The organism is Paenibacillus sp. Y859 (assembly GCF_056786405.1).
This window is the reverse complement of record NZ_JBXCIZ010000016.1, coordinates 1-20,784: the sequence shown is the minus strand read 5'-3', so window position 1 is coordinate 20,784 and position 20,784 is coordinate 1. Positions and strand designations below refer to the sequence as shown.

The window sequence follows — 20,784 nt, the reverse complement described above, 5'->3', positions numbered from 1 at the left end:
ATTGTTATGTGTTATTGGAGTCATCATTGTTCTACTATCTCATATAGTTTCTTCCATACTTTTGATAATAAGTGATCCGTCAAGATTAAAGCATTGTAGAACAACAATGAGCCAAGTACTGTTGACCCTATAGCAAGCAATAGAAACTTCCCATTAAGTATGGATGTAAAACTGATCGTTATTATAACGCCAACGGATAACCCCATTAATAAATACATCAACACATTCGATAAATAACGATTCCCCTTAAAAAAATAGCCTGTCATTATTATGATCCTGTCGATAATCGAACTAACTAGAATCCCCAATACGATAAACAACGGAATGATAACTAATAATCCATTAAGCAACAAACTAATGAAGGAGTAATAATGCGTATTTGAATTCTGTAATTCAATAGGCGTGTAATCCACATAAGTAAATACAAGTACAAATAAAAACCCACTGATAATAGAGGCAATAAATTTATTTGGTATTGACTTCATCTCAATACACCAACCCTCTTAATGTATTACTATCGGGAAATAACATTACGACAAGTTTAAATCTTTACTATATATTTTGGTGAAATCGCCATTGGGCTTCGATGCTCTCTCTATGAAATTCCATCCGAATCTTTCATAGTAATTGTCATGCGTCGTAATTAAGTACAAATGGTTATATCCTAATTCCTTCGCTTCTTCTATTACACGATTCTGCAGTTCTCTCGCTATGCCCTTACCTCTCTGCTCTTCAGCGACATACAAGCATGCCAACCAAGGATAAAGATCCTGTCTACAAGATAGATCATTCATCCAAAAGGATACTGTCCCTACAGCTTCTTCTCCTTCTAAGGCTACAAATGTCATTGGCACACGATCTATCTGAGAATTATGTAATACGCCGTATCTCACATATTCAATCGGTTTGTCACTAGCCCATTGCTTCCAAAGCCACTGACATACCGTTTCATAGTATTCCATCTGATCCGCAAGATTAATAATTTGGATTCCCATAATTATCTCCTTTCTGTTTATTTATTAGAGAACGTTAGGCCTTATCCTCTAACGCAAGACGAAGCTGTTTCATTGCGTTGGGACCAATGCCATGTAGTTCCTTAAGTTCCATCTCGCTAAGCTTTGCGACCTGCTCCAATATCGTTGTATTCGTCCATTTTATACTTAATCAAGTCTAAACAAGTTCAGGTGGAAAACGATGATTCGTCGCTTGTTCGAAGCCATATGCTATTCGTATTAACGTAGGTTCACTAAATGCTGTGCCTGAGAAGACAACGCCAAAAGGTCCCTTTGTTGAATCACCATCCGAATCAATGACCCCTGTTGACGAATATCCTGCTGGAACAGTAATCAGAGGGTAGCCCAATCGTGCGGCTATATACATCCCATCCACATCTCCTGGTAACATTAATACGTCTAAACTATGCTGTTCTAACACATAATCTATTCCCTGACTAAGTGCTAGCGCATCATATTCTTGTTTCTTCTGACGATATTCTGGTTCAGTCAATGTTATAGCTTCTGATCTTATCAGCGTGTCTTGCCCATATTTCAAAGCAACTTCGGCATGGTTCTCATTATATGCAATTAATTGTTGCAAAGAATGAATCGGTACGGAATCAGCACATTGTGATAAATATTGATCGAGACCTTTTTTAAATTCATAGCAGATAACGTCATTATTCCAATTGTTGTGTTCTACGTGAAGACTGACATCATCCACTATCGTGGCGCCTGCATTTTTCAATGTTGAGATCGCTGCTTCCATAATGGTCAGTCTTTCTTCGTCTAAGTGCTTATAATAATGTCTCGGAATGCCGATTCTTGCTTGTTGTAAAAAGTCAGTATCTAGGAATGGCGTGTAATCACTAAAGGAACGTTCCTTACTCAAAAGTGTAGCCTTATCTTTGTCGTCCATGCCAGTTAATGCACCTAAAATAATAGCCGCATCCGTAACAGTCCTAGCTATAGGCCCCGGCGTGTCTTGGCTCACGGAAATAGGAATAACGCCAGCTCGGCTAACGAGTCCCACCGTCGGTTTGATACCTACAAGGAAACTTTGACATGCAGGACCCACAATCGATCCCGCCGTTTCTGTTCCAATCGCTACCGCTGCCAAGTTCGAGGCTACTGCTGCCGCAGATCCAGAACTCGAACCACTAATGAATATCTCGCCTGGTCCATATGGATTGAGCACAAGTCCTCCTCGTGAGCTGTACCCCGCTGGCATCGTACTGGACATGAAATTCGACCATTCGGACATATTCGCTTTCCCCAATATAACCGCACCTGCCAAACGAAGTTTCGACGCTACGAATGAATCCGCCGCTGCAAATGATTCAGCTAAAGCTACTGAACCGGCACTGGTATGCAGCTTATCTCCTGTATCGATATTGTCTTTCAATATAATAGGAATACCATGTAACTTCCCACGACTTCCTGTTTCCTGGCGTTCTTGATCTAACTCCCTCGCAATTTGAATCGCATCCGGATTGATTTCTAATATCGAATGAATCTCTGTGTCATACTTATGTATTCTGTCTAAATATTCTCGCACGATATCTTCCGAGCTTATAGAGCCTGATTCCATAGCCTTTTGCATACTTATCATATCCACTTCTATAATCCATTCCTCGATCTTCATATCCACTTAAGCCACCCCTTTAGGAGAATATCAGACTTGACCTCATGGTGCTATCATACTATAATTTCGTTACAAAGATTTCGGTTAATTACATTCTTAGAAAAGAGTACAAATCGGATTAAATCATTATTTAACAAGTAGGAAACAAGATTTTTTCCAAATTAGGGTAGTACCGCGTGAACAGCCACGTCCCTATCGTTAGAGATAGAGACGTGGCTGTTTTTGTCTTTCACTTCGTTTTAAATACAGAAGATAGGGTTGATTAGTATGCAAGAAAAAGAGCAATGGTCATCGAAGATTGGTTTTATTTTATCAGCAGCAGGTTCGGCAATAGGAGTAGGTGCCATATGGAAGCTTCCTTACGTTACGGGTATCAGTGGGGGAGGGGCATTCTTTCTTCTATTTATTTTATTTTCTTTATTTATGGGTTTTCCATTGTTATTAGCAGAGTTTATTATTGGGAGAAGCACGCAAAAGGAAGCCATTAGTGCTTATCGTAGTTTAGCTCCGAATAGTCAGTGGCATTGGATTGGAAAGTTAGGGGTATTTACCTGTTTTCTTCTATTGTCTTTTTATAGTGTTATTGGTGGTTGGATCGTTATATATTTTGTTAAAGGTTTGTTTGGAGAAATTATTAGTCCGGGTGCCGATTATGGATCTGTCTTTAATATGACGATTGGAAATCCTATCTTGGTTGTTGGAGCTCAATTTGTATTTTTGACCATGACCGTCTTAGTTGTAGCAAAAGGCATTCAGAACGGCATTGAAAAAGTAAGTAAAATTTTGATGCCCGCTTTATTTGTACTGTTTATCGTTCTCATCATTCGCTCACTTACACTCGACAACGCTATGGAAGGAGTGAAGTTCTTTCTATCACCTGACTTCTCCAATATCACATCTCAAAGTGTTCTGTTCGCGATGGGTCAAGCCTTTTTCTCCTTAAGTGTCGGGGTGTCCGTCATGGTTACTTATAGTTCATATCTTTCAAAAAAAGAAAGTTTAATTCAACCGGCTATTTCAATCGTTACAATGAATTTATTGATTGCCTTATTAGCAGGATTAGCAATCTTCCCAGCTGTATTTTCACTAGGCTTAGAACCCGATGAAGGACCTGGGTTGTTGTTTGTTGTATTGCCTGCTGTGTTTGATCAAATTGTTTTGGGAGAAGTTTTTTTATTCGGTTTTTTAGCATTATTTCTGTTTGCTACATTAACTTCGGCTTTTTCTATGTTAGAAATCATTGTCGCATCTGTTGTGAAAGGAAAACCGGAGAACCGACAAAAGGTTGCCTTTATTATTGGTATTCTAATTCTCGTCGTAGGCATTCCCTCTGCATTATCCTATAGTGTTTTTGCTGATATTTTAATCTTCACGAAGAACCTGTTTGATTCAGCCGATTATTTAGTTAGTAATATTTTAATGCCACTAGGCGTGTTTTTAATCTCTATTTTCGTACCCCTTAAAATTAAGAAAAGCACTTTGCGTGAGGAGCTATTACAGCATTCTCGGTTGGGCGCTTCTGCATTTAATATTTGGTTTTTTATTATGAGGTTCGTTATTCCTTTAGTCATTTTCATCGTATTTCTTGATATTACTGGCATACTTGATAGAATCATTGCACTTTTTTAGGATGAAACCTGAAATGACTGATCATTCGAATGACTATTGAGAGGGAACGAAAAGTGCTGGGAGTTAGCAGAAATTCTGCTTAGCTTTTAGCACTTTTTTTATATAGATAATGAAGTAATATCAGGAACGCTGTAACATTGATAATGTTAAGTACAAAATTTGTAATTTGTGCATACGCTGCAAAGTAATCTCCAAAACTTAGTCCCGCAGAAGGATCAAAATCTTCCATCCTTTGTCTTATAAAGATGCCAAATATTATTTGAAGACCGAATTTAACTAGTAATAAAAGAAAGAAAACCATCCCACTCCGAAAGGATTTCTTAACACATAATATAAGACCTAGAATAAGTAGTGCTGGGTATATTATATTACTAAGAACCACTGACACAATACCAGCGTAATCAATTAGTATATCCAAATGATCATTCCTTCACACCATATTTATCGAGCCGAGGATTCAGTAATTTCCCCTTTCCCCTTATGACCTTACGCCCTTTAAATATCTTGTAATTACAGGTAGGTCAGGTGGACTTATTTCATTGGGTATGTCATTTAAATGAAAGAACTGTATATCTCGTACTTCATCTCCATCGCCTTGAATGGTTCCACTGTATTCTTTACATATATAAGCTGCAACGACGTTATATACTTCATCTCCATGTGGATACTGATAATAAAGGTCTGGTCCTGAAAATATATCAAATAACTCTAATCTTGCAGCTTCTAAACCTGTCTCTTCAAAAAGTTCTCGGCTTGCAACTTCTTTCATTTCTTCCCCAGGTTCCATTGAACCCCCGGGTAATCCCCATAAACCATTATCCGTTCTTAGTTGTAATAATAATCGACCTTCACCATCTAAAAGAATGACGCATGCTCCTGCCATAATGATAGGACGCGTACCTACTAATCCTCTTAATTGTTGTATGTAACTCAATATGGTCACTTCCTTTATGGATTATCTTTTCCGATCTTTATCCAATCTTCAAAAAATAAATCATCCTTCATATTAAAATATGGTGCTATTAAATTAAAGGCTCTGTTAAAATTAAATGTTGATAATAGGGCAAATAATTTAAAGGAAACCCTATTTTTATGGGATTTCCTCATTATCTCAATTAGTTAGCCTTAGATAGTGAAGTTTAATATCTTGTAATGCAATACTTAAATCAAAAGATGCATCAATAGCAATATATAATGCAATAATACTTGCTAATACAACTACAATTGCACCATCTTTAAGTATTTTTCTGTTCTTCTTATAAAGGAAAAACGAAATTACTGCAACAATTATAAAGTATGATAACGATATGATTAGTTTTGAAAGTATCAATTTACTATCGCTTACAGCCATCATAAAATTTTGTAATTCATCTTTATTGTCGATACTTTCTTCGATAGTGGTTATATCTCCTTTGTAACCTACCTTCCAAGAGAATGATTTTTCCTCTTTGGTTACGGTGTACTCATAGCTCATAACTTTACCATCAACAATAATTCCTGAATATTCTTGTGTGTCTTCTGCACGTTGGGTACAAGCCGATAATATTAAAGTGAAACAAAGCAACACAATCGGAATATATTTTTTTATAATAATCCCCTCCTTAATTAGTTTAATAGTTTCATTACTATGGCTATCTACGAATAAAAACATTTTGAGAAGTTAGTTTTGAGCCAATCAACTTATCCACTTTTGTTTTTACAACACGCCCCATACAGCCAACTTTAGAAACCGTTACTTTTGTTCGGTCTCTGGCTACAAGAACACATACCTGTTCGTGGCTAATACCTCTATGTTTGGGTTTTCCACCACGTTTTCCTTTTTCAGAGTATAGAAAATAGGTTTCATCAATTTCAACGATAACGCTGACGACCTTTATTTTTCCCGAAACCAACAACCTGTTCGGAGGTACAATGAGGACATGCAACGCCTTCTTTAAAGCGAGTTTCTCTCATTTCATTGATTAAGAGCGACCGCCAACAGAGGATGTAGGTTCAACATAGCGTTTAACCCATTGAAACACTCGTTCTTTTTCCGTATGAGATAGCTTGTGGATATGCTTTAATAAATTATTAAACGCTTTGCTCACCATTACATCCCCCCGAATGTTTGTTCTTATATAAGAGAGCAAGATTTCGTAAAAGTATCAAATATCAACATTATTCTTTAACAGAGCCAAATTAATAAAAGATCGCCCTTTCTGTAAAATCGTATGCACCACACAAAACGATTAGAAAGAGACGATCTTATGGAAAAGTCTACCACGTTTATAAACCTATTTCAAAACCGACAGGCGTGATATTTAATAAATAGTTGGTACCATTCCCCCATCCATACGGATTGGAGAACCTTTAAATGCGGATGCATAAGGACTACATATAAATGTAGCTAGTCTACCTATTTCGCTTGGCTTGATAAATCGCTGTATTTCAGATTGAGGTAGGTTTGTTGTCATAAATGTTTTCTCCTTTTCTGAGAAAGTCATATCCTCATTAGGGTATATACTGTCAATGATTTGATGCACATTTTCTGAGAGTGTTGGTCCTGGCATGATCGTATTGACTGTCACTTCTGTTCCCATTGTTAACTTAGATAAGCTTTTTGACAATGATAATAGCATTGATTTTGTCATTGCATACTGAGGCATTTGTCCTGAAGGCATCATTGCTTCTTCACTCGCAATAAAAATAATGCGACCATAATCATTTTTCAACATTTTAGGTAAATAAAATTTACATAATCCATTTGCAGCAAGAACATTGGTACGGAAGTATTTTTCCCATACTTCATCGTCAACGTCCTCATATTGCATAATTTCATAAATGCCCATGTTGTTAACTAAAATATCAATATTGGGATACTTAGCAAATAAAGCTTCTCTTTGCTCTATATCCACAATATCGGCTGTAGCATTCTGAGGAGAGGTAGCCGGGAAATCTAACTTCATTTGTTTTACAGTTCGTTCTACCTCTTCATAATTCCGTCCATTAATCAGTACATTGACACCTTCTTTGGCAAGTTCAATGGCAATTGCTTTACCGATACCTTTCGTTGATCCTGTCACTAAAGCTGTTTTATTGTTCAATCCCATATCCATAAGTTTAATAATCGCCTCTTTCATTCGTTTGTTCTTCACGCAAGCTGATTATTGGTCATCTCAAGAACAGTCTTGTGCTTGAACTAGTGATTATATTACCTTATCTGGATTGTTCAGTAACTAGCATACTGTGCCAAGGTTCTTGTTTAACACGCCAAATGAAAAAAATCAGTACATCGAGATTGTATCTAAATGTTCAGCACGCCAATTGGAAGGAGTATCACCTTCCCACAGGCGGAAGGCGCGGTAGAACGAGTTCTGGTCTTCATATCCAATTAAGAAAGCCACTTCTTTAATATCGAGTGTGGGATCTGCCAAGTACTTACGGGCCTGCTCATGTCTAGCTTGTGTCAACAGATGTCTGAAGCTCGTGTTATCGTCAGTAAGCCGGCGCTGCAGGGTACGATCGCTCATACCCAACTCCTTCGCGACAGCCTGAATGTCGGGACGTCCTCCCGTGAGACTACGTTTCATGATCCATTTGGTCATCTCGGTAATTGAGCGGCTAGGCTGCTGGTCATCCAATGATCGGTCCAGAACGGGAGTCAGGATCTCCAGCAACTCTTCATTGTACGAGACAAAGGGGCGGTCTAGATCCCTTCGATGTAGCGTCAATCGGTTACATGTTGCGCCCATCTGGATACGGCAGCCGAAGTAAGCTTCAAGGACCTGTACATCGCCCATTGAGTGAGTAAATTCGACGGACTGCGCCACCAAAGGTTGACCTGTCCCCCGGCGCCCAAGCTCCAATAGAAAAGCCAGCGTAATCCCAACTAGTATCGAAGGACCCGATTGTTCGGTACACTGCCATTCTAGTTCGATTGTACAGTGCTCGCCCTCCTCCGTGATACGTAAGCTTTCGGGGGGGCACTGTTGTTTGTACCGAGCCATTCGGTTTAGAGCGTCGCGGTAGTCACGAGCGTGGTAAGTCGCTAAGACGGTCGGTGGATACTTCGATGTTTCAAAAGCGGTCGCAAGCTTGATCATTCCTTGGGCAGTGTCACCCATGAGATCAGAATAAGCCTGCCATATCGCGAAATATTGGGCGGTGGTGATTACTGGTTCAGTAATAATCGTGAGCGGCAGTAGTGCTTTACGAGCTACGTCGTGGGCGGAAATCCCTAATTGATTTAATCCTGCCCAAAATCCTGACGGCATTTTAATGCGGTCCGAGGTATTAGACTTCATACATATGGACCTCCTTTATCCTTTAAATATTGTCATTATTAATGTGATGGTATGTGATTAGGCTATTCGGAATATGTCCAATGGCAAATATCAAACTACTAAGAAATAATAAAGGTGAATGTAAAACTATCGAAGCACTAAGAAAATATAGGATCGGAGTAATAGCTAAAGGTACTGGAATTCCAATCATTGGTGAGAAAAGTAATCTATATTCCCTATCCCTTACAAAATATCGTATCCATCCAATATAATATAACAGTAGAAAAATGATCATTCCAATGAATGATAAAACTTCATAACTTTGATCATTGTGTATTGAGGAAAATATGGGTAATACCAATACCCCAACTCTCCCAAGCCCTTCAGCTATCTTTAAAATCAGACTTTCTTTAACCTCAATATTAGCAGGTGAATTTCTAGGTGGTATTCCGAAGAATAATAGATTCGGCAATAACACACCAATCGGGATGATTAAACTAATCATATGCAACAATTCAATCGCTCCTTAGTCGATCCCTCTCATTGCGACCGAAGAGTGGCTGCGATGAATCAGGAGTATTTTTATTAGCTGAAAAGCATCTATGAATATATGTTTGTCTTTAGAGGGTTTCTATGATGTTCGCTGATTTCCTGTAACGTTCAAAAGCCTCACGACGGACTTCAACCTTAGAATAATCAAGCACGTTAATATTAATCGTACTGCCATTCAATCTGTCCCTTCCTTATTTTTGCTGCATATATTATTTGCCCTGTGTGATAATGAATTTCTCTAACCATCGCTATCATTAGGTTAAGAGCAGTTGTCTCATTATTTACTTGACTATATGAAAGAGGTGGACGATTGATAAAAGGTTGAGATAATAACAATTTCGGATTTGAGTTGAGGTGCTATAGATATTGAATGATTATATCGAATGTTTCCTTTGTCATGTTATAAGCTTGATCTCTGGTCATTATAAGCCCACGTTCAAATTCCTTATCCCTGCCCCTTGTATCAGGAATATTAAAAAGGATCGTTTCGATTCGTGAGTGAGCACAACCTCGAATATGTGCAACAAGATTCGCAATACTGTTACTCTCCAAGTTCGGAGACCATGAAATATCTTCTTCTGATAGCTGTTCAATTGTCTGAAGAGTCCATTTGCACACCCCTTTATTTATCGAATATTACAAATCATATGTTCTCCATGCAATATGAATACAACATTTTCATTGTTTATTACCGTTAATTCAGAAGCAGCGACAGGGCATAAATGCATTGTTATAAGATGCCTTCGACTCTCAGTCCAACTTACAAAACCTCTTTATCACCTCTTCATCCCATATTTGCACTTCAATATATCTTTCTGGTCCCTTGTCACCATTCTTATTCCATACTTGAGGCATACCGAACTCTTTGATTATTTCTACTATTTCATTCTTTGTATACACTTGTTTACGATAAGACTTCTCATCTTGATACCTCATTGTGGGAAACAAGTCCCCATATGTAAAACTAATTACTTCTTGAGAAAAATCATTCCAATCAATTGTTATTTCCCCGGGGTCTTTATACCATGTAGCAAGCCAATCACAGGATCCTAAAGTCATATAATGAGGAAATTTATTTATGGGCTTTCCCCCCTTACTAATGAATGCTTCCCGTGCAAGGTGTTCAAGATCTCTCCTCACAATTAAATAGTCATCCGCTCTTTGACTTGCAAATATTTCTCCCACTTCTCTTATTTGTTTGGATATTTCTATTGCATCATCCATCAAAAGCTTTGAGAGATTTCTGAACGGTCCAACATTAGTCTCAAAGTAATGGTACATAGTATATGTCATTGGTATCTTCCTTTAGCTTATATAATATTTTTGGCTACAAAAGTTATACAATCAGTTGTTAATTTTACGGATTTTCCATTCCTGTCAATGTCATATTCCAATTGTTTTACAAATCTCTTTTGAATTTCCCATGTAGCATACTGATGATCTAATAATTCCAACATTCTTTCTGTAGTTATGTTCACTTCAAACATCGGATCTAACTCTAGTCCATCCTCGAGATTTACTTCTTGTATATTTGATCCTATTATTATGCAGTTGGCTCCATTCTTTTTGGTTCCAAAAGTCATTTCATTAAGCTTTCTTTCCAATGCGCTTTCCGAACTTACATGCTCTAAGGCTGATACAGCTACAATAATATCGAATTTGAATATTCTCTCTTTTGAGTTCATCAAGTATTTCGCCTTGAAAAAAGAGCTTCGGTAGATTTATCAAATAATTTACTTCTTCTTCGGGTCTAGTCCAATTTTCTGTGGAAAATGCGTACAGTGTGAGATATTTAATTCTCAGTTGATGACAATTCCGAATAATCTCACGCATTGTCGTCATTCCTGCATAATGACCTGAAGTTCTTGGTAATCCTCTCTTCTTGGCCCACCTCCCATTGCCATCCATCATAATTGCAATATGGTCAGGCACAATATAATTCAACTCCTGTTCAGAGTTAGTTTTAGTTTTTTTAAACAACATCTTGAGTCGCCTCCATATTACTGCATATGATTTCTGATAACTTTCATAAAGAACTTACAATTGAAACTTTTCTTTGATAAGTATTGAGACTTCCACTGCACTACAACTTGTATTATTAATTCTAAAATAATTTTCTTTTAAAATTTCACCTGGGTTTGAGTTCAACCTGTGCTTTTCCATGATCCTTATTAAATCCTGTTCAGATTGCTCAATATTTCTTTTTGTCGGCTTTTGATCCAACCTATAAGGAGTTACGTTGCGTTTTAATCTTTCTTCGATATCTGCTTCTAGTTCTACAAAATAAACCTGCGCGCCTTTTGATTCAAATATTTCACAAATCTGTTCCACAAAGTCCCAATCTCCTTGAAGATCAAATCCCCATACATAAGTGAAAATCAGTCCATATTGATCACTTTTAGCAAAAGATTCGAAAAATTCCCTTCGTAAGAGATTAGCTAACCTCCATGTTTCACTACCAAATCCGAAAAACGGATGAAATAATTCAATTGACATGTGATTATGAAATAATTTTAAATCAGTTATTTTCGTTAGCTCATGCCCAACCGTCATCTTGCCGACGGCTTGTGGTCCAAACAGTAAAATGAACTTCATCATTATCACTCCAGGTTTTAATATGTATTGCGCTGCTTTCTTATAACATTGCGCATTCCTGACATCCGAACGGCTTAAGCCGTCGTGTAGCTTTCCTGCTCATATGATCACGATTTAATTTATTTCCAATCCTCTTTCAACATCCCATAAATAACATGATCTATAAAACGATCGTTAAGCCATTATGCTTGTCTTACTAATCCTTCGTTACTAAAATGAAGTCTTTCTGGAATTGCCCTGCTCTTTAAATTTTGTTCAGCTGCCCTTATCTCAACTCTATTAAGAGACAAGTCGCTAAATACATAATTAATAATTGCTTTACATGCTCTTGTCATTATTCCATTCCCTTGATGTTCTTCAGCATGACGCTTTTCAAGGATTATTAATTGAAGATCATCACTAATAATTTGACTGAACATATATTGCCTCCCAGTACTGTATGATATGAAGCACTTGCAGAACTTTCGTCTAACGTTCGCACATTTGTGACGTTCAAGCGGCTTAAGTTAGCAAAGGGAACGGGTCGTCAGACTTAGCTGGTTAAATGTGTCGCCTGAATCTACTTCTCTGAGAATCCTCTTAGCGACGATGTAGGAATGCTCTGTTGGTTTATGTGATGCTCTCGGCTCCACTGAATTAACTTCAAATCACTAGTTATTATAATGTTTTATTTCTTCTATTACTGAATATCCTTTAGATCTATCTTTGCATGTCCATTCCCATTCTTCAATGATTCTTAATCTACCATCATCTAAAAATTCTGGTTTTGATTTACAAATACCTGTCATTATATTATTGTTTTCATTAATGTGGTGATACCTCATATCTAAGCATCCATCTTTATCTACTACTGCAACTAAATGTCCCTTTATTACCCCGCCTCCTGAGTATTCTGCCCACACTGTATCTTCTTCTTGATAGTAATGAAAAATTGTTTCTTGATTTACTTCACCATTTTCAGTGTTCTTGACTGTCTTGAAGATCTTCCTATTGTAATTTACTGGATTCATAAAAACTCCTCTGTATTCTATAGTATTTTATTGATTTTATCCTGTTTTCTGAGAGTTCCGCCTAACGTTTCCGTGTTCACGACGTCCCACCAACTTAAGCGAACGGAATGAGCGGCCGGGATGTGGTTAGGTGGTGTGGATGTATCCCGGCAATTACTTCCTCGTTTTAACTTTCGGGATCTAGGGGGCTTGTCCCCTGAAACGTAAACACATTGTTAGCTGATGTTGATGACTTTTTTGAATTAACTATTAGAATTTATCTCTTTCTCAAAACGAATGATTGAAAGTCTGTGTTCATACCAACCATTGGAACCACTTCAAAATTCATTACATCAAAATAGTCTTTAACTTTCATTTCTATATCTTCATTTTTATAAAATGAGAAAAAACGGTTAGGTTTATATGGATCTTCCTCCCAAATCCCTTCGCTATCATAACCACCATACAAACCTAAGTAAAAAATTCCACCTGGCTTCAATACAGTCTTAATATTATTTAAAACAATATCCAACCTTCTCTTAGGAACATGAAGTAATGCGTTCATTGACCAAATTGCATCAAACGAGGCCTCTTCTAACTTCAACGAGTAAAAATCCATCACTTGAGCCTTTAACCCTCTGTTGAGACATGATTTGATCATTTCTGGACTCATATCAATACTAAGCACATCGAAACCATTTGACTTTAAAAACTGACTATGTTGACCGGAACCTGCACCAATATCAAGGAGTTTTAAACCAACTATGTTACTGAAATAGGAAATAAATCGGTTTAATTCATTGAGCTTCCAACTTTGAATCTACTACTCTGCCCTACGCAGAAGAATCCTCTTTTCTCGCGCTCGTAGATGCACTCTATGAACCGGATTGGGTCGTCTATTCTAAAAAGCCTTTCAAGAATTCCTTTCATGCCGTCAAATATTTAAGTCGATATACACACAAAATGGCGATTTACAACAATCGGCTGATGGCGAAGGAACTCATTTTCAAATTAACCGGTGTGGATAAGCGCGATGAATAGCATGCTTCTTTCTACGATGCCTGATCTGGGGAGGGGAAAGGTATGTATTCATCCGTGAATGAACGGGTTGACCTTAGAAGTTTAAAAGTGCAATCTCTTATTATTGTGCTACATTAAGAGAAGGAAGTAAATAACAAAACCCATAGGCTAGCAAATATTCGCGGCATCGTTCAACATGGATTTGCGCAATTGCCGCGTAGCCTTCCTGCTCATATGCTCACCATTTTGAGGACCTTCATGCCGTGCTTATGAAGGTCCCTTTTTCGGGCAACTGCGCAACCAATCCAAAGTGTTATGTGATGTCAGCGCCTTCTTCGAGTTATCTATGAACTCTCCTTATACTGTTAAACTATCGTAACCCGTTAGTTCAAAAGGCTGCTAACATTAAGCCTACTAGGGATATCTCAAAATAATAGTTTTCTTCTATTGTCAGCCCGTGTTGTTGAAACAAATTGGAGTTCCATTTAACACTCCGAAGCCATTTCTTGTAGCTTCCAAAAAATTCATACTGTTCCAATTCAATTGGTATAGGATTTTGAGTACACATAATCCCCTATGCCTATATAACCTTCTTTTCGTGTGACTCGAATAATCTCTTTAAATGCCGATTCTCTTTCTTCAATCATAAATAAGGTACCTATTGAGAGAACAGCATCAAATGATTCCTTGCATATCATGTTGTATATAAAAACTGAAAAAATTAAATACAAAAACCATGCCATTCTTTGAAAGGAATTTCCTTAGAGTACTTTTTTTACAAAAAAATACGAAACTAGTTTATAATATAAAAAATGAATGAAAGGGTGTTTATATGGTAAATCAACGAACAATTGCAAGTGATTTTGAACTGGAGGGCATCACGCTCCACAGAGGGATTACAACATGTATGACTTTTCATCCCGCACCACCGAACAGTGGCATCGTATTCAGGAGAACAGATGTAACACCTTTTGAAGTAATTAAAGCCACGGTTGAGAACGTTTCAAACACTGAACGTTGCACTCAGCTTAAAAATCATAATGACTATTCAGTTTCTATGGTCGAACATGTAATGTCTGCCCTTCGAGGTATGGACGTCGACAATGTCATCATTGACGTCAACGGTGAAGAAATACCGGTTCTTGATGGAAGCGCTTTCGTTATTACATCGAAAATAAGTGAAGTTGGCCTTTCAGAACAACAAGTTGAAAAAAAATTTCTTCGCTTGAAAAAGACCATTAGAGTTGAAGTAGGGTTGTCGTTTCTAGAAGCATCTCCCTTTGATGGGATATCCTATTCAATCGGTTTCAAAAACGAACACAACCTTTCATTCCTTACGGATCAGGAAGCTATTTTTAATGTTGGCACTCATGATTTTCTAAACAATATTGCAGCCGCACGTACATTTGGTTACGAAAAAGAGATTGACTACCTCAAAAGCAAAGGACTGATTAAAGGTGCATCTCTGGAAAACGCCGTGCTAATTGGTAGAGGAAAGATCACACCTAGTTTACGTTACCCAGATGAATTCGCACGTCATAAGCTTTTAGACGTTATGGGGGACTTGGCTTTGCTTCCACCTTTTTTAGCGAAAATTGAAGGCGAACGAACTTCCCATCACCTAAATAATCTTTTGGCACAGGAGATTTTGAACAATATTTATTAATCATAACTAAAGGGAGATTAAACATGGAATACAACTTAAAAGAAATCGCTCAGAAATTGAATGGATTTTTAGTTGGTGATGAAGACGTGGTCATACATAGTATCGCCTCTTTGTTGAACGCCAAGGATGGTCAAATTGCCTACGTAACAGAAAAGAATATGGGTCAACTGGCTACTTGCAAAGCTTCCGCATTGATTGTCCCCGAAGACACTCGTGAATATAGCATTCCAGTCATCAAAGTTAAGAATCCCAGACTTGCTTTCATTCATTTAATAATGACATTTCAAGACGAAAGGAAAGGCAATGGTAAAATCTCGTCAAGTACGATTGATTTGTCATTGAAAGTCGGTAGCTGTACGCAGATAGATGATGGCGCCGTCGTGAAAGAAGGCGTTTCTATTGGCGATAACAGCATCATCGGTTCAAATTCGTTTATTGGCGAAAATGTGACTATCGGTAAAAATTGTTTAATCCACCCCAATGTAACCATTTTAAAGGACACGTTAATTGGTGACAACGTCATCATCCAATCTTGTTCCGTCATCGGTTCCGATGGATTCGGTTATGAATGGGATGGAGAAAAACATGTGAAATTTCCTCATATAGGAAACGTCGTCATTTGGGATGACGTTGAAATTGGTCCCAATACAACAATCGATCGCGGTACAATCGATTCCACCATAATCAAAAAGGGAACCAAAATTGGCAATATGGTCCTAATCGGGCACAACGTACAAATCGGCGAACACTGCATCGTAGTGTCCACATGTGCGATTGCAGGTTCATCAACAATTGGAAACCACGTCCTTTTGGCAGGCGGATGCACTATCTCGAACAATGTCTCCATTGGCGATCATTCCGTCGTTTTGGCAAAAGCAGGCGTAGCTAAGGACTTGCCGGAAAAATCATTTGTATCTGGCAATTTTGCACGTCCTCATAAAGAACAATTGAAGGAATATGCAACGCTTGCGAGACTTCCGAAAATACTGAAGGAATTCAATAAGAAATTAGAAGACATTACAAAGACACATTTTTAAATGAGGAGGAATAAATATGATTCATTCTACTGCCATCATTCATCCAACAGCTATAATCGGAGAAAATGTCACTATCGGTCCATTTAGTATCATTGAGGAGAATGTCAGAATCGGGGGCGGATGCAAAATTGAAAGTCATGTTCTAATTGGCTCCCACACAACAATCGGCGAAAAAAACCATATTTTCCAAGGGGCCGTCATTGGTTCTATGCCGATAGATCGAACCCACAAAGGGCAAGAGACGTATCTTACCATCGGGAACAACAACATCGTAAGAGAATACACAACAATTGGCAAAGGAACAGTAAAAGGTGGCAGTATGACACGAATTGGAGACGACAATTGGATTATGAGCATTGTCCACATCGGGCATGATGTAGTAATAGGTAACCAATCTACCATTTCAGGTAATGTACAAATTGCAGGTCATGTTGAAATTGAAGATAATGTTACCATCGGTGGTTCCGCTATTATTCACCAGTTCTGTAAGCTTGGTGGATTTTCAATGATTGGAGCTGCATCTTTTATCAATCTAGACATTGTACCCTACTCGATCGCCAGTGGTTATCGTGCCAACATATATGGCATTAACCTTGTTGGATTGAAACGAAACGGCATGACTAAAGATGATATCACAACTATAAAACGAATCAATACCCTTTTGTTCCGAAAAAAATTACCACTCGCTCAAGCAATCGAAGCGATTCATAACTTGCCTCAATCCGTGTTTAAGGAGCATACATTGGCTTTCTTAAACAAGTCCGAACGTGGTATCGCAAGAATGAGGGGTTCGAAATAATTCGCATTGGGAAATCGAACAACTTTAAGATTTAATTGAGAGTACATAAAAAACGCCAAGCGTATTGGGACCACGTCTGTCTTAGCCTTTCCTCGACTTGCTTGGCTAGTTCAATTGTCCATTTCCCCACAGGTGTTAAGGATTCACGTCGCTTCTGATAGGATCGTTGAGAGACTTCCGCCTCATAAATGCCCTCTTGGTGTTGTAGTCTTCTCTGATATCCATTTTGGCAACCAAGGAGCGCCAGCAACGACGCAAAAGTGTGATGTTGAACTAAAACCGCTATGCGGTAGCTTTTCAAATCTTACAATCTCTCACTACCAATTTCTAAACCTTCCTTTATCACCTTATGAAGTAGGAAGGCTTTTTATTTATGCAAGATTTGATTCAATCTATGACATTTTCAATGGAGTTACGGGGCTTTGCCAAAAGTACTCAAAAGACTTATTTGGCGCAAATGAAACGCTTCTATTCGGGTACCAGTGTTTTGTAAATCAAGGAACTTCTTGGACATGTAGATATTCAAACGACTTCCTTGTATCTACATCTGACCCATGCTATTCAGTCCTACCCATTTCCGAGATTACAAAGATGATGGCAAAGTGAAGCCTATGACTCTGGATGACATGGAATTTATGCGAAGATTCATGATGCATGTGCTACCTTCTGGGTTTTACGAAAATTAGGTATTATGGCTTTCTCAGCAACGCCAATCGAAAAACCAAACTACTGAAGTGTTTACGTCTGACTCGTACGCCGATTAAACCAAAAGTAAAGTTGACGGCGAAGGAACTTATTTTCAATTTAACCGGTGTAGACATTTCGCTTTGTCCATCCTGTGGAGGAACTTGGTGTCAGATATTGACGTTAAATCCGGGCGGTGGGTAAGCGCGATTAATAGCATACTTTTTTCTACGATGCCTGATCTGGGGAGGGGGGGAGGTATGTATATATCCGTAAATGAACACGCTGACCTTAGAATTTCGAAAGTGAATTCTCTTATATTGTGCTACATTAAGAGAAGGAAGTAAATAACAAAACCCATAGGCTAGCGAATATTTGCGGCATCGTTCAACACGGATTTGCGCAATTGCCGAGTAACCTTTCTGCTCATATGATCACGATTTTGAAGGCCTTCATATAGTGCATATGAAGATCCTTTTTCCGGGCAACTGCGCAACCAATCCAAAGTGTTATAAGATGTGAGTGCCTTCTTTGAATATTGAATACATAGTTATTTTTAGTTTTTTTCAAATCCTATGTTTTTTCTTTATTTCTTCTGAAATAATCTATATCCTTTCTTATTCCAATTACTATACTTAACGGTATTAATACTATTGGAATAATAATTGTCAAAACCATTAACCATAGTACTGCTCCACCTTCACGAACTAAGCACATAAACAAGCCTAAATATCCAACTATTATTAACAACGGATATATGATACTCTTCAAAAATGTTATCTTTTTGAAACTTATTATTGCGTATATACTGTATAGAATCAGAATTGGAATACTAAGTAAACTATATATTAATTTCTCCCTGCCCTCAGCTATTAGACTTTCATTAAAAAAACCATGATCTTCTGCATAAGGGACTAAGAAAAACATTAAATACAGTAAGATGATAATGGATATAATTAATAATAGTAAATTCTCTTTAGGTTTTAATATCATCAGAGTTAAACCCCTTTTCATAAATTCTGCACTCATTTCTTATAACGTTCTCGTATCTACGAACCTGAGAGGCTTAAGGGAGCAATGCGACCGAGTCCGACGGACTTAGCCTCGCAGGGTTGTCTGCAGAAATCACTCCACTGAATCGCCTCTTGCAGACCAAGGGCCGAACGGTCCGCAGCGTAGATACTTTGTTCAAAGTGTTGTAAGATGTCAGCGCCTTCTTCGAAATGCATCCATAATTCAACTATCGTTTCCCGTTAGTCGCAACAAGAGTGACAACACGGAAATATGCCCCTCCAATTACTCAAAAACTCGAGTGATGATCAAAGATTGTTGCATCTTTTTTCCGTTTTCATGGATTATAGAGTTTTAATGCTTCCAGCCTTTTTGCTCGCTCAAACGCCTTATGTAAAAATGTTTCCGCCGATAATTCCTTGTATTCCCAACTCATGGCCTCTATTGCAGTCGCGCCCGAATAACCTGTTTCCGCAATTTTCCTCATGGTTGCAGACCAATCCGTCGTACCGTCAAAGGGCAACCCGTGCTGGGCATGACTGCCGTTATTATCATGGAAATGCAGTGCCATCAGCCTAGAACCGTACATGGACAATAAATCTTCGTTTGGATAAAAGTGATAGTGGTGCCCGCAGTCATAACAGAGTCCGATACGCAGGGAATCCACTTGTTCCATCACATATGCCAGATTGGGAAGGTTCTTTACATTCTCTAGTGCGACATTGACACCAAGCCGTTCAGCTTTTTCAGTGATTCTCTTGATTCGATCCAGTCCCAATGCGTTATAGGAGTGGTCTTCGTGGGGGAGGTGCATCACCATTGTCGGAATTTCATATTCAGCGCAATCTGCAATACATTGTAAATAGCAATCCGCTGCGGCTTCACCGTCCAGATTGTCATCCCAGAGGTTATTTTCGTATTGGACGGGCGCGTGGATATTTTCGATAAACAGACCAGCTTCCTGCGCCATTTGCGGCCCGTTGCGGTAATCGTTCCTACCGAAGCAATCACGACCAAATTCATCACTCCACCATAATAAAACGCCATCGAATCCGGCTTCTCTTATTAACGTGAAACGTTCCTTATTCGGCAATGGATAGCCAAACCAATCATATATGGTAATCATAAGCCTCTTCCTTTCTTTTCACATCATAGCTTTATTGGTGTGCCATCCGTAAACCTTCCATACTTACTTATTTCTGTGATTACCTTTATTTATAGATACCCTGCCTGTTTGTTTAATTTACTAAGAAAAAATCGCTTTTGATTATTTGCTTTTGCGCTGATTTCTTATAACGTTGGCGCATTACCGACGTCCAAACGGCTTAAGGACCGTAGGTCCGGGTCGTCAGATTTAGCTGGTTGAATGTATCGCCTGACTACGCTTCTTTGTGATTCTTCTTAGCGATCAAGGGCGAATGCCCGCAGTAGAAATGCTGTGTTATCGGATGTTATTGCCCTACTGAACATGCATACAAAATATTTGATCTTTACCGATTCATTATGGGGCTTGTATATATATCATAATCTCTTCTGCTCTAACAATTACTTGATTTCCAACAGTCGCCTCTCCTTTACCCAATACAAAACCCCTTCTGTTCTTTACAACTTGATAATATAATTCAATTCTATCGCCTGGATAAGCATTACCTAAAACTTCGATACCGTTCAATGATGAAAGGAATCCCAAACTATTCCCTCTATTAGTTGTTGCAAATGCTCCTAATTGCGCTAACGCCTCCACTATCATCATACTTGGCATACAATTATTTGGTTTAGCTATAAACCATTCGTTGTAGGTTACATTCTTATATCCTTTAGCCCATTTCCCTTGTTCTATTTCTAAAATTCGATCAATCATTAGAAATGGATATTGATGTGGAATTACGCTTTGAATATC

Annotated in this window: 24 protein-coding genes and 3 pseudogenes; 6 read left to right on the top strand and 21 right to left on the bottom strand. The window is 38.3% G+C overall.

Annotation, left to right across the window (positions count from 1 at the left end; all coding sequences use genetic code 11):
* Nucleotides 1–23: 23 nt before the first annotated feature.
* From AC1TO8_RS21380 to AC1TO8_RS21370, 3 genes are all read right to left on the bottom strand, one after another.
* Nucleotides 24–485, bottom strand: coding sequence for a hypothetical protein (locus AC1TO8_RS21380; protein ID WP_482057625.1), 462 nt, complete (start codon nt 483–485; stop codon nt 24–26).
* Between the two features lie 45 nt (nt 486–530).
* The gene (locus AC1TO8_RS21375; RefSeq protein WP_482057624.1) at nt 531–995 is read right to left on the bottom strand and encodes a GNAT family N-acetyltransferase; all 465 of its coding nucleotides are present in this window, start codon (nt 993–995) and stop codon (nt 531–533) included.
* 175 nt (nt 996–1,170) lie between these two features.
* Nucleotides 1,171–2,640, bottom strand: a complete 1,470-nt coding sequence (locus AC1TO8_RS21370; RefSeq protein ID WP_482057669.1) for an amidase family protein — start codon at nt 2,638–2,640, stop codon at nt 1,171–1,173.
* Nucleotides 2,641–2,907: 267 nt separating this feature from the next.
* Here AC1TO8_RS21370 and AC1TO8_RS21365 point away from each other — a divergent pair, with 267 nt between their 5' ends.
* Entirely contained in the window at nt 2,908–4,269 is a 1,362-nt protein-coding gene (locus AC1TO8_RS21365; protein WP_482057623.1) for a sodium-dependent transporter, read from the top strand.
* 478 nt (nt 4,270–4,747) lie between these two features.
* Here the strand turns inward: AC1TO8_RS21365 and AC1TO8_RS21360 are convergent, their stop codons facing one another.
* The 14 genes and pseudogenes from AC1TO8_RS21360 to AC1TO8_RS21295 form a co-directional block, all read right to left on the bottom strand.
* Nucleotides 4,748–5,203, bottom strand: a complete 456-nt coding sequence (locus AC1TO8_RS21360) for an NUDIX hydrolase (protein ID WP_482057622.1) — start codon at nt 5,201–5,203, stop codon at nt 4,748–4,750.
* A 177-nt stretch (nt 5,204–5,380) separates the two neighbouring features.
* On the bottom strand, nt 5,381–5,920 hold the full coding sequence (locus AC1TO8_RS21355) for a hypothetical protein (RefSeq protein WP_482057621.1): 540 nt from the start codon (nt 5,918–5,920) through the stop codon (nt 5,381–5,383).
* Nucleotides 5,910–6,356, bottom strand: a pseudogene (locus AC1TO8_RS21350) (transposase-like zinc-binding domain-containing protein); the annotation flags it as partial. The pseudogene AC1TO8_RS21350 and the gene AC1TO8_RS21355, both read right to left, overlap by 11 nt.
* A 213-nt stretch (nt 6,357–6,569) precedes the next feature.
* Nucleotides 6,570–7,364: an SDR family NAD(P)-dependent oxidoreductase gene (locus AC1TO8_RS21345; RefSeq protein WP_482057668.1), complete on the bottom strand. Its 795-nt coding sequence runs from the start codon at nt 7,362–7,364 to the stop codon at nt 6,570–6,572.
* 168 nt (nt 7,365–7,532) lie between these two features.
* The gene (locus tag AC1TO8_RS21340; protein ID WP_482057620.1) at nt 7,533–8,552 is read right to left on the bottom strand and encodes an AraC family transcriptional regulator; all 1,020 of its coding nucleotides are present in this window, start codon (nt 8,550–8,552) and stop codon (nt 7,533–7,535) included.
* Nucleotides 8,553–8,574: 22 nt separating this feature from the next.
* Nucleotides 8,575–9,036 (bottom strand): hypothetical protein, encoded by a 462-nt coding sequence (locus AC1TO8_RS21335; RefSeq protein ID WP_482057619.1) that lies wholly within the window; start codon nt 9,034–9,036, stop codon nt 8,575–8,577.
* Nucleotides 9,037–9,440: 404 nt separating this feature from the next.
* Nucleotides 9,441–9,701, bottom strand: a complete 261-nt coding sequence (locus AC1TO8_RS21330; RefSeq protein ID WP_482057618.1) for a DUF1572 family protein — start codon at nt 9,699–9,701, stop codon at nt 9,441–9,443.
* A 132-nt stretch (nt 9,702–9,833) separates the two neighbouring features.
* Nucleotides 9,834–10,376 (bottom strand): hypothetical protein, encoded by a 543-nt coding sequence (locus AC1TO8_RS21325; protein ID WP_482057617.1) that lies wholly within the window; start codon nt 10,374–10,376, stop codon nt 9,834–9,836.
* A 17-nt stretch (nt 10,377–10,393) separates the two neighbouring features.
* Nucleotides 10,394–10,768 carry a hypothetical protein gene (locus AC1TO8_RS21320; RefSeq protein ID WP_482057673.1) on the bottom strand — a complete coding sequence of 125 codons (375 nt, stop codon included), beginning with the start codon at nt 10,766–10,768 and terminating at the stop codon, nt 10,394–10,396.
* The gene (locus tag AC1TO8_RS21315; protein WP_482057667.1) at nt 10,671–10,991 is read right to left on the bottom strand and encodes an undecaprenyl diphosphate synthase family protein; all 321 of its coding nucleotides are present in this window, start codon (nt 10,989–10,991) and stop codon (nt 10,671–10,673) included. Before AC1TO8_RS21315 ends, AC1TO8_RS21320 begins: the two co-directional genes overlap by 98 nt.
* Before the next feature lie 129 nt (nt 10,992–11,120).
* Complete coding sequence (locus AC1TO8_RS21310; protein WP_482057666.1) at nt 11,121–11,678, bottom strand: DEAD/DEAH box helicase family protein; 558 nt, start codon at nt 11,676–11,678, stop codon at nt 11,121–11,123.
* A gap of 182 nt (nt 11,679–11,860) precedes the next feature.
* Nucleotides 11,861–12,097: a GNAT family N-acetyltransferase gene (locus AC1TO8_RS21305; protein ID WP_482057616.1), complete on the bottom strand. Its 237-nt coding sequence runs from the start codon at nt 12,095–12,097 to the stop codon at nt 11,861–11,863.
* Between the two features lie 231 nt (nt 12,098–12,328).
* Nucleotides 12,329–12,688, bottom strand: a complete 360-nt coding sequence (locus AC1TO8_RS21300) for an avidin-fold protein (protein ID WP_482057615.1) — start codon at nt 12,686–12,688, stop codon at nt 12,329–12,331.
* A 256-nt stretch (nt 12,689–12,944) separates the two neighbouring features.
* Entirely contained in the window at nt 12,945–13,487 is a 543-nt protein-coding gene (locus AC1TO8_RS21295; RefSeq protein WP_482057665.1) for a class I SAM-dependent methyltransferase, read from the bottom strand.
* Between AC1TO8_RS21295 and AC1TO8_RS21290 the strand changes: the two are divergent.
* A pseudogene (locus AC1TO8_RS21290) lies at nt 13,481–13,666 on the top strand (transposase); the annotation flags it as partial. The gene AC1TO8_RS21295 and the pseudogene AC1TO8_RS21290 sit on opposite strands and share 7 nt — an antisense overlap.
* A gap of 560 nt (nt 13,667–14,226) precedes the next feature.
* Here AC1TO8_RS21290 and AC1TO8_RS21285 read toward each other — a convergent pair.
* Nucleotides 14,227–14,385: a methyltransferase domain-containing protein gene (locus tag AC1TO8_RS21285; protein WP_482057664.1), complete on the bottom strand. Its 159-nt coding sequence runs from the start codon at nt 14,383–14,385 to the stop codon at nt 14,227–14,229.
* A gap of 134 nt (nt 14,386–14,519) precedes the next feature.
* Between AC1TO8_RS21285 and lpxC the strand changes: the two genes are divergently transcribed.
* The 4 genes and pseudogenes from lpxC to AC1TO8_RS21265 form a co-directional block, all read left to right on the top strand.
* Nucleotides 14,520–15,353 carry a UDP-3-O-acyl-N-acetylglucosamine deacetylase gene (gene lpxC / locus AC1TO8_RS21280; protein ID WP_482057614.1) on the top strand — a complete coding sequence of 278 codons (834 nt, stop codon included), beginning with the start codon at nt 14,520–14,522 and terminating at the stop codon, nt 15,351–15,353.
* A 23-nt stretch (nt 15,354–15,376) separates the two neighbouring features.
* Complete coding sequence (lpxD, locus tag AC1TO8_RS21275) at nt 15,377–16,390, top strand: UDP-3-O-(3-hydroxymyristoyl)glucosamine N-acyltransferase (RefSeq protein WP_482057613.1); 1,014 nt, start codon at nt 15,377–15,379, stop codon at nt 16,388–16,390.
* Nucleotides 16,391–16,406: 16 nt separating this feature from the next.
* Nucleotides 16,407–17,189 (top strand): acyl-ACP--UDP-N-acetylglucosamine O-acyltransferase, encoded by a 783-nt coding sequence (gene lpxA, locus AC1TO8_RS21270; RefSeq protein ID WP_482057612.1) that lies wholly within the window; start codon nt 16,407–16,409, stop codon nt 17,187–17,189.
* A gap of 575 nt (nt 17,190–17,764) precedes the next feature.
* Nucleotides 17,765–18,077 (top strand): annotated as a pseudogene (locus AC1TO8_RS21265) (transposase); the annotation flags it as partial.
* A 369-nt stretch (nt 18,078–18,446) separates the two neighbouring features.
* Here the strand turns inward: AC1TO8_RS21265 and AC1TO8_RS21260 are convergent.
* The 3 genes from AC1TO8_RS21260 to AC1TO8_RS21250 form a co-directional block, all read right to left on the bottom strand.
* Complete coding sequence (locus AC1TO8_RS21260) at nt 18,447–18,902, bottom strand: hypothetical protein (RefSeq protein WP_482057611.1); 456 nt, start codon at nt 18,900–18,902, stop codon at nt 18,447–18,449.
* A gap of 319 nt (nt 18,903–19,221) precedes the next feature.
* Nucleotides 19,222–20,010, bottom strand: coding sequence for a sugar phosphate isomerase/epimerase family protein (locus AC1TO8_RS21255; protein ID WP_482057610.1), 789 nt, complete (start codon nt 20,008–20,010; stop codon nt 19,222–19,224).
* 375 nt (nt 20,011–20,385) lie between these two features.
* The gene (locus tag AC1TO8_RS21250) at nt 20,386–20,781 is read right to left on the bottom strand and encodes a 3-hydroxyacyl-ACP dehydratase FabZ family protein (protein WP_482057663.1); all 396 of its coding nucleotides are present in this window, start codon (nt 20,779–20,781) and stop codon (nt 20,386–20,388) included.
* Between the last annotated feature and the right edge of the window lie 3 nt (nt 20,782–20,784).

Bases quoted from the DNA above. Each gene is read 5' to 3' on its own strand.
- AC1TO8_RS21310 (WP_482057666.1), bottom strand. From the start codon at position 11,678: ATGAAGTTCATTTTACTGTTTGGACCACAAGCCGTCGGCAAGATGACG.
- AC1TO8_RS21315 (WP_482057667.1), bottom strand. From the start codon at position 10,991: ATGGATGGCAATGGGAGGTGGGCCAAGAAGAGAGGATTACCAAGAACT.
- AC1TO8_RS21285 (WP_482057664.1), bottom strand. From the start codon at position 14,385: ATGATATGCAAGGAATCATTTGATGCTGTTCTCTCAATAGGTACCTTA.
- AC1TO8_RS21340 (WP_482057620.1), bottom strand. From the start codon at position 8,552: ATGAAGTCTAATACCTCGGACCGCATTAAAATGCCGTCAGGATTTTGG.
- AC1TO8_RS21335 (WP_482057619.1), bottom strand. From the start codon at position 9,036: ATGATTAGTTTAATCATCCCGATTGGTGTGTTATTGCCGAATCTATTA.
- AC1TO8_RS21370 (WP_482057669.1), bottom strand. From the start codon at position 2,640: ATGAAGATCGAGGAATGGATTATAGAAGTGGATATGATAAGTATGCAA.
- AC1TO8_RS21255 (WP_482057610.1), bottom strand. From the start codon at position 20,010: ATGATTACCATATATGATTGGTTTGGCTATCCATTGCCGAATAAGGAA.
- lpxC (WP_482057614.1), top strand. From the start codon at position 14,520: ATGGTAAATCAACGAACAATTGCAAGTGATTTTGAACTGGAGGGCATC.
- AC1TO8_RS21320 (WP_482057673.1), bottom strand. From the start codon at position 10,768: ATGAACTCAAAAGAGAGAATATTCAAATTCGATATTATTGTAGCTGTA.
- AC1TO8_RS21260 (WP_482057611.1), bottom strand. From the start codon at position 18,902: ATGAGTGCAGAATTTATGAAAAGGGGTTTAACTCTGATGATATTAAAA.
- AC1TO8_RS21345 (WP_482057668.1), bottom strand. From the start codon at position 7,364: ATGGATATGGGATTGAACAATAAAACAGCTTTAGTGACAGGATCAACG.
- AC1TO8_RS21375 (WP_482057624.1), bottom strand. From the start codon at position 995: ATGGGAATCCAAATTATTAATCTTGCGGATCAGATGGAATACTATGAA.
- AC1TO8_RS21305 (WP_482057616.1), bottom strand. From the start codon at position 12,097: ATGTTCAGTCAAATTATTAGTGATGATCTTCAATTAATAATCCTTGAA.
- AC1TO8_RS21300 (WP_482057615.1), bottom strand. From the start codon at position 12,688: ATGAATCCAGTAAATTACAATAGGAAGATCTTCAAGACAGTCAAGAAC.
- AC1TO8_RS21355 (WP_482057621.1), bottom strand. From the start codon at position 5,920: ATGTTTTTATTCGTAGATAGCCATAGTAATGAAACTATTAAACTAATT.
- AC1TO8_RS21380 (WP_482057625.1), bottom strand. From the start codon at position 485: ATGAAGTCAATACCAAATAAATTTATTGCCTCTATTATCAGTGGGTTT.
- AC1TO8_RS21365 (WP_482057623.1), top strand. From the start codon at position 2,908: ATGCAAGAAAAAGAGCAATGGTCATCGAAGATTGGTTTTATTTTATCA.
- lpxA (WP_482057612.1), top strand. From the start codon at position 16,407: ATGATTCATTCTACTGCCATCATTCATCCAACAGCTATAATCGGAGAA.
- lpxD (WP_482057613.1), top strand. From the start codon at position 15,377: ATGGAATACAACTTAAAAGAAATCGCTCAGAAATTGAATGGATTTTTA.
- AC1TO8_RS21325 (WP_482057617.1), bottom strand. From the start codon at position 10,376: ATGACATATACTATGTACCATTACTTTGAGACTAATGTTGGACCGTTC.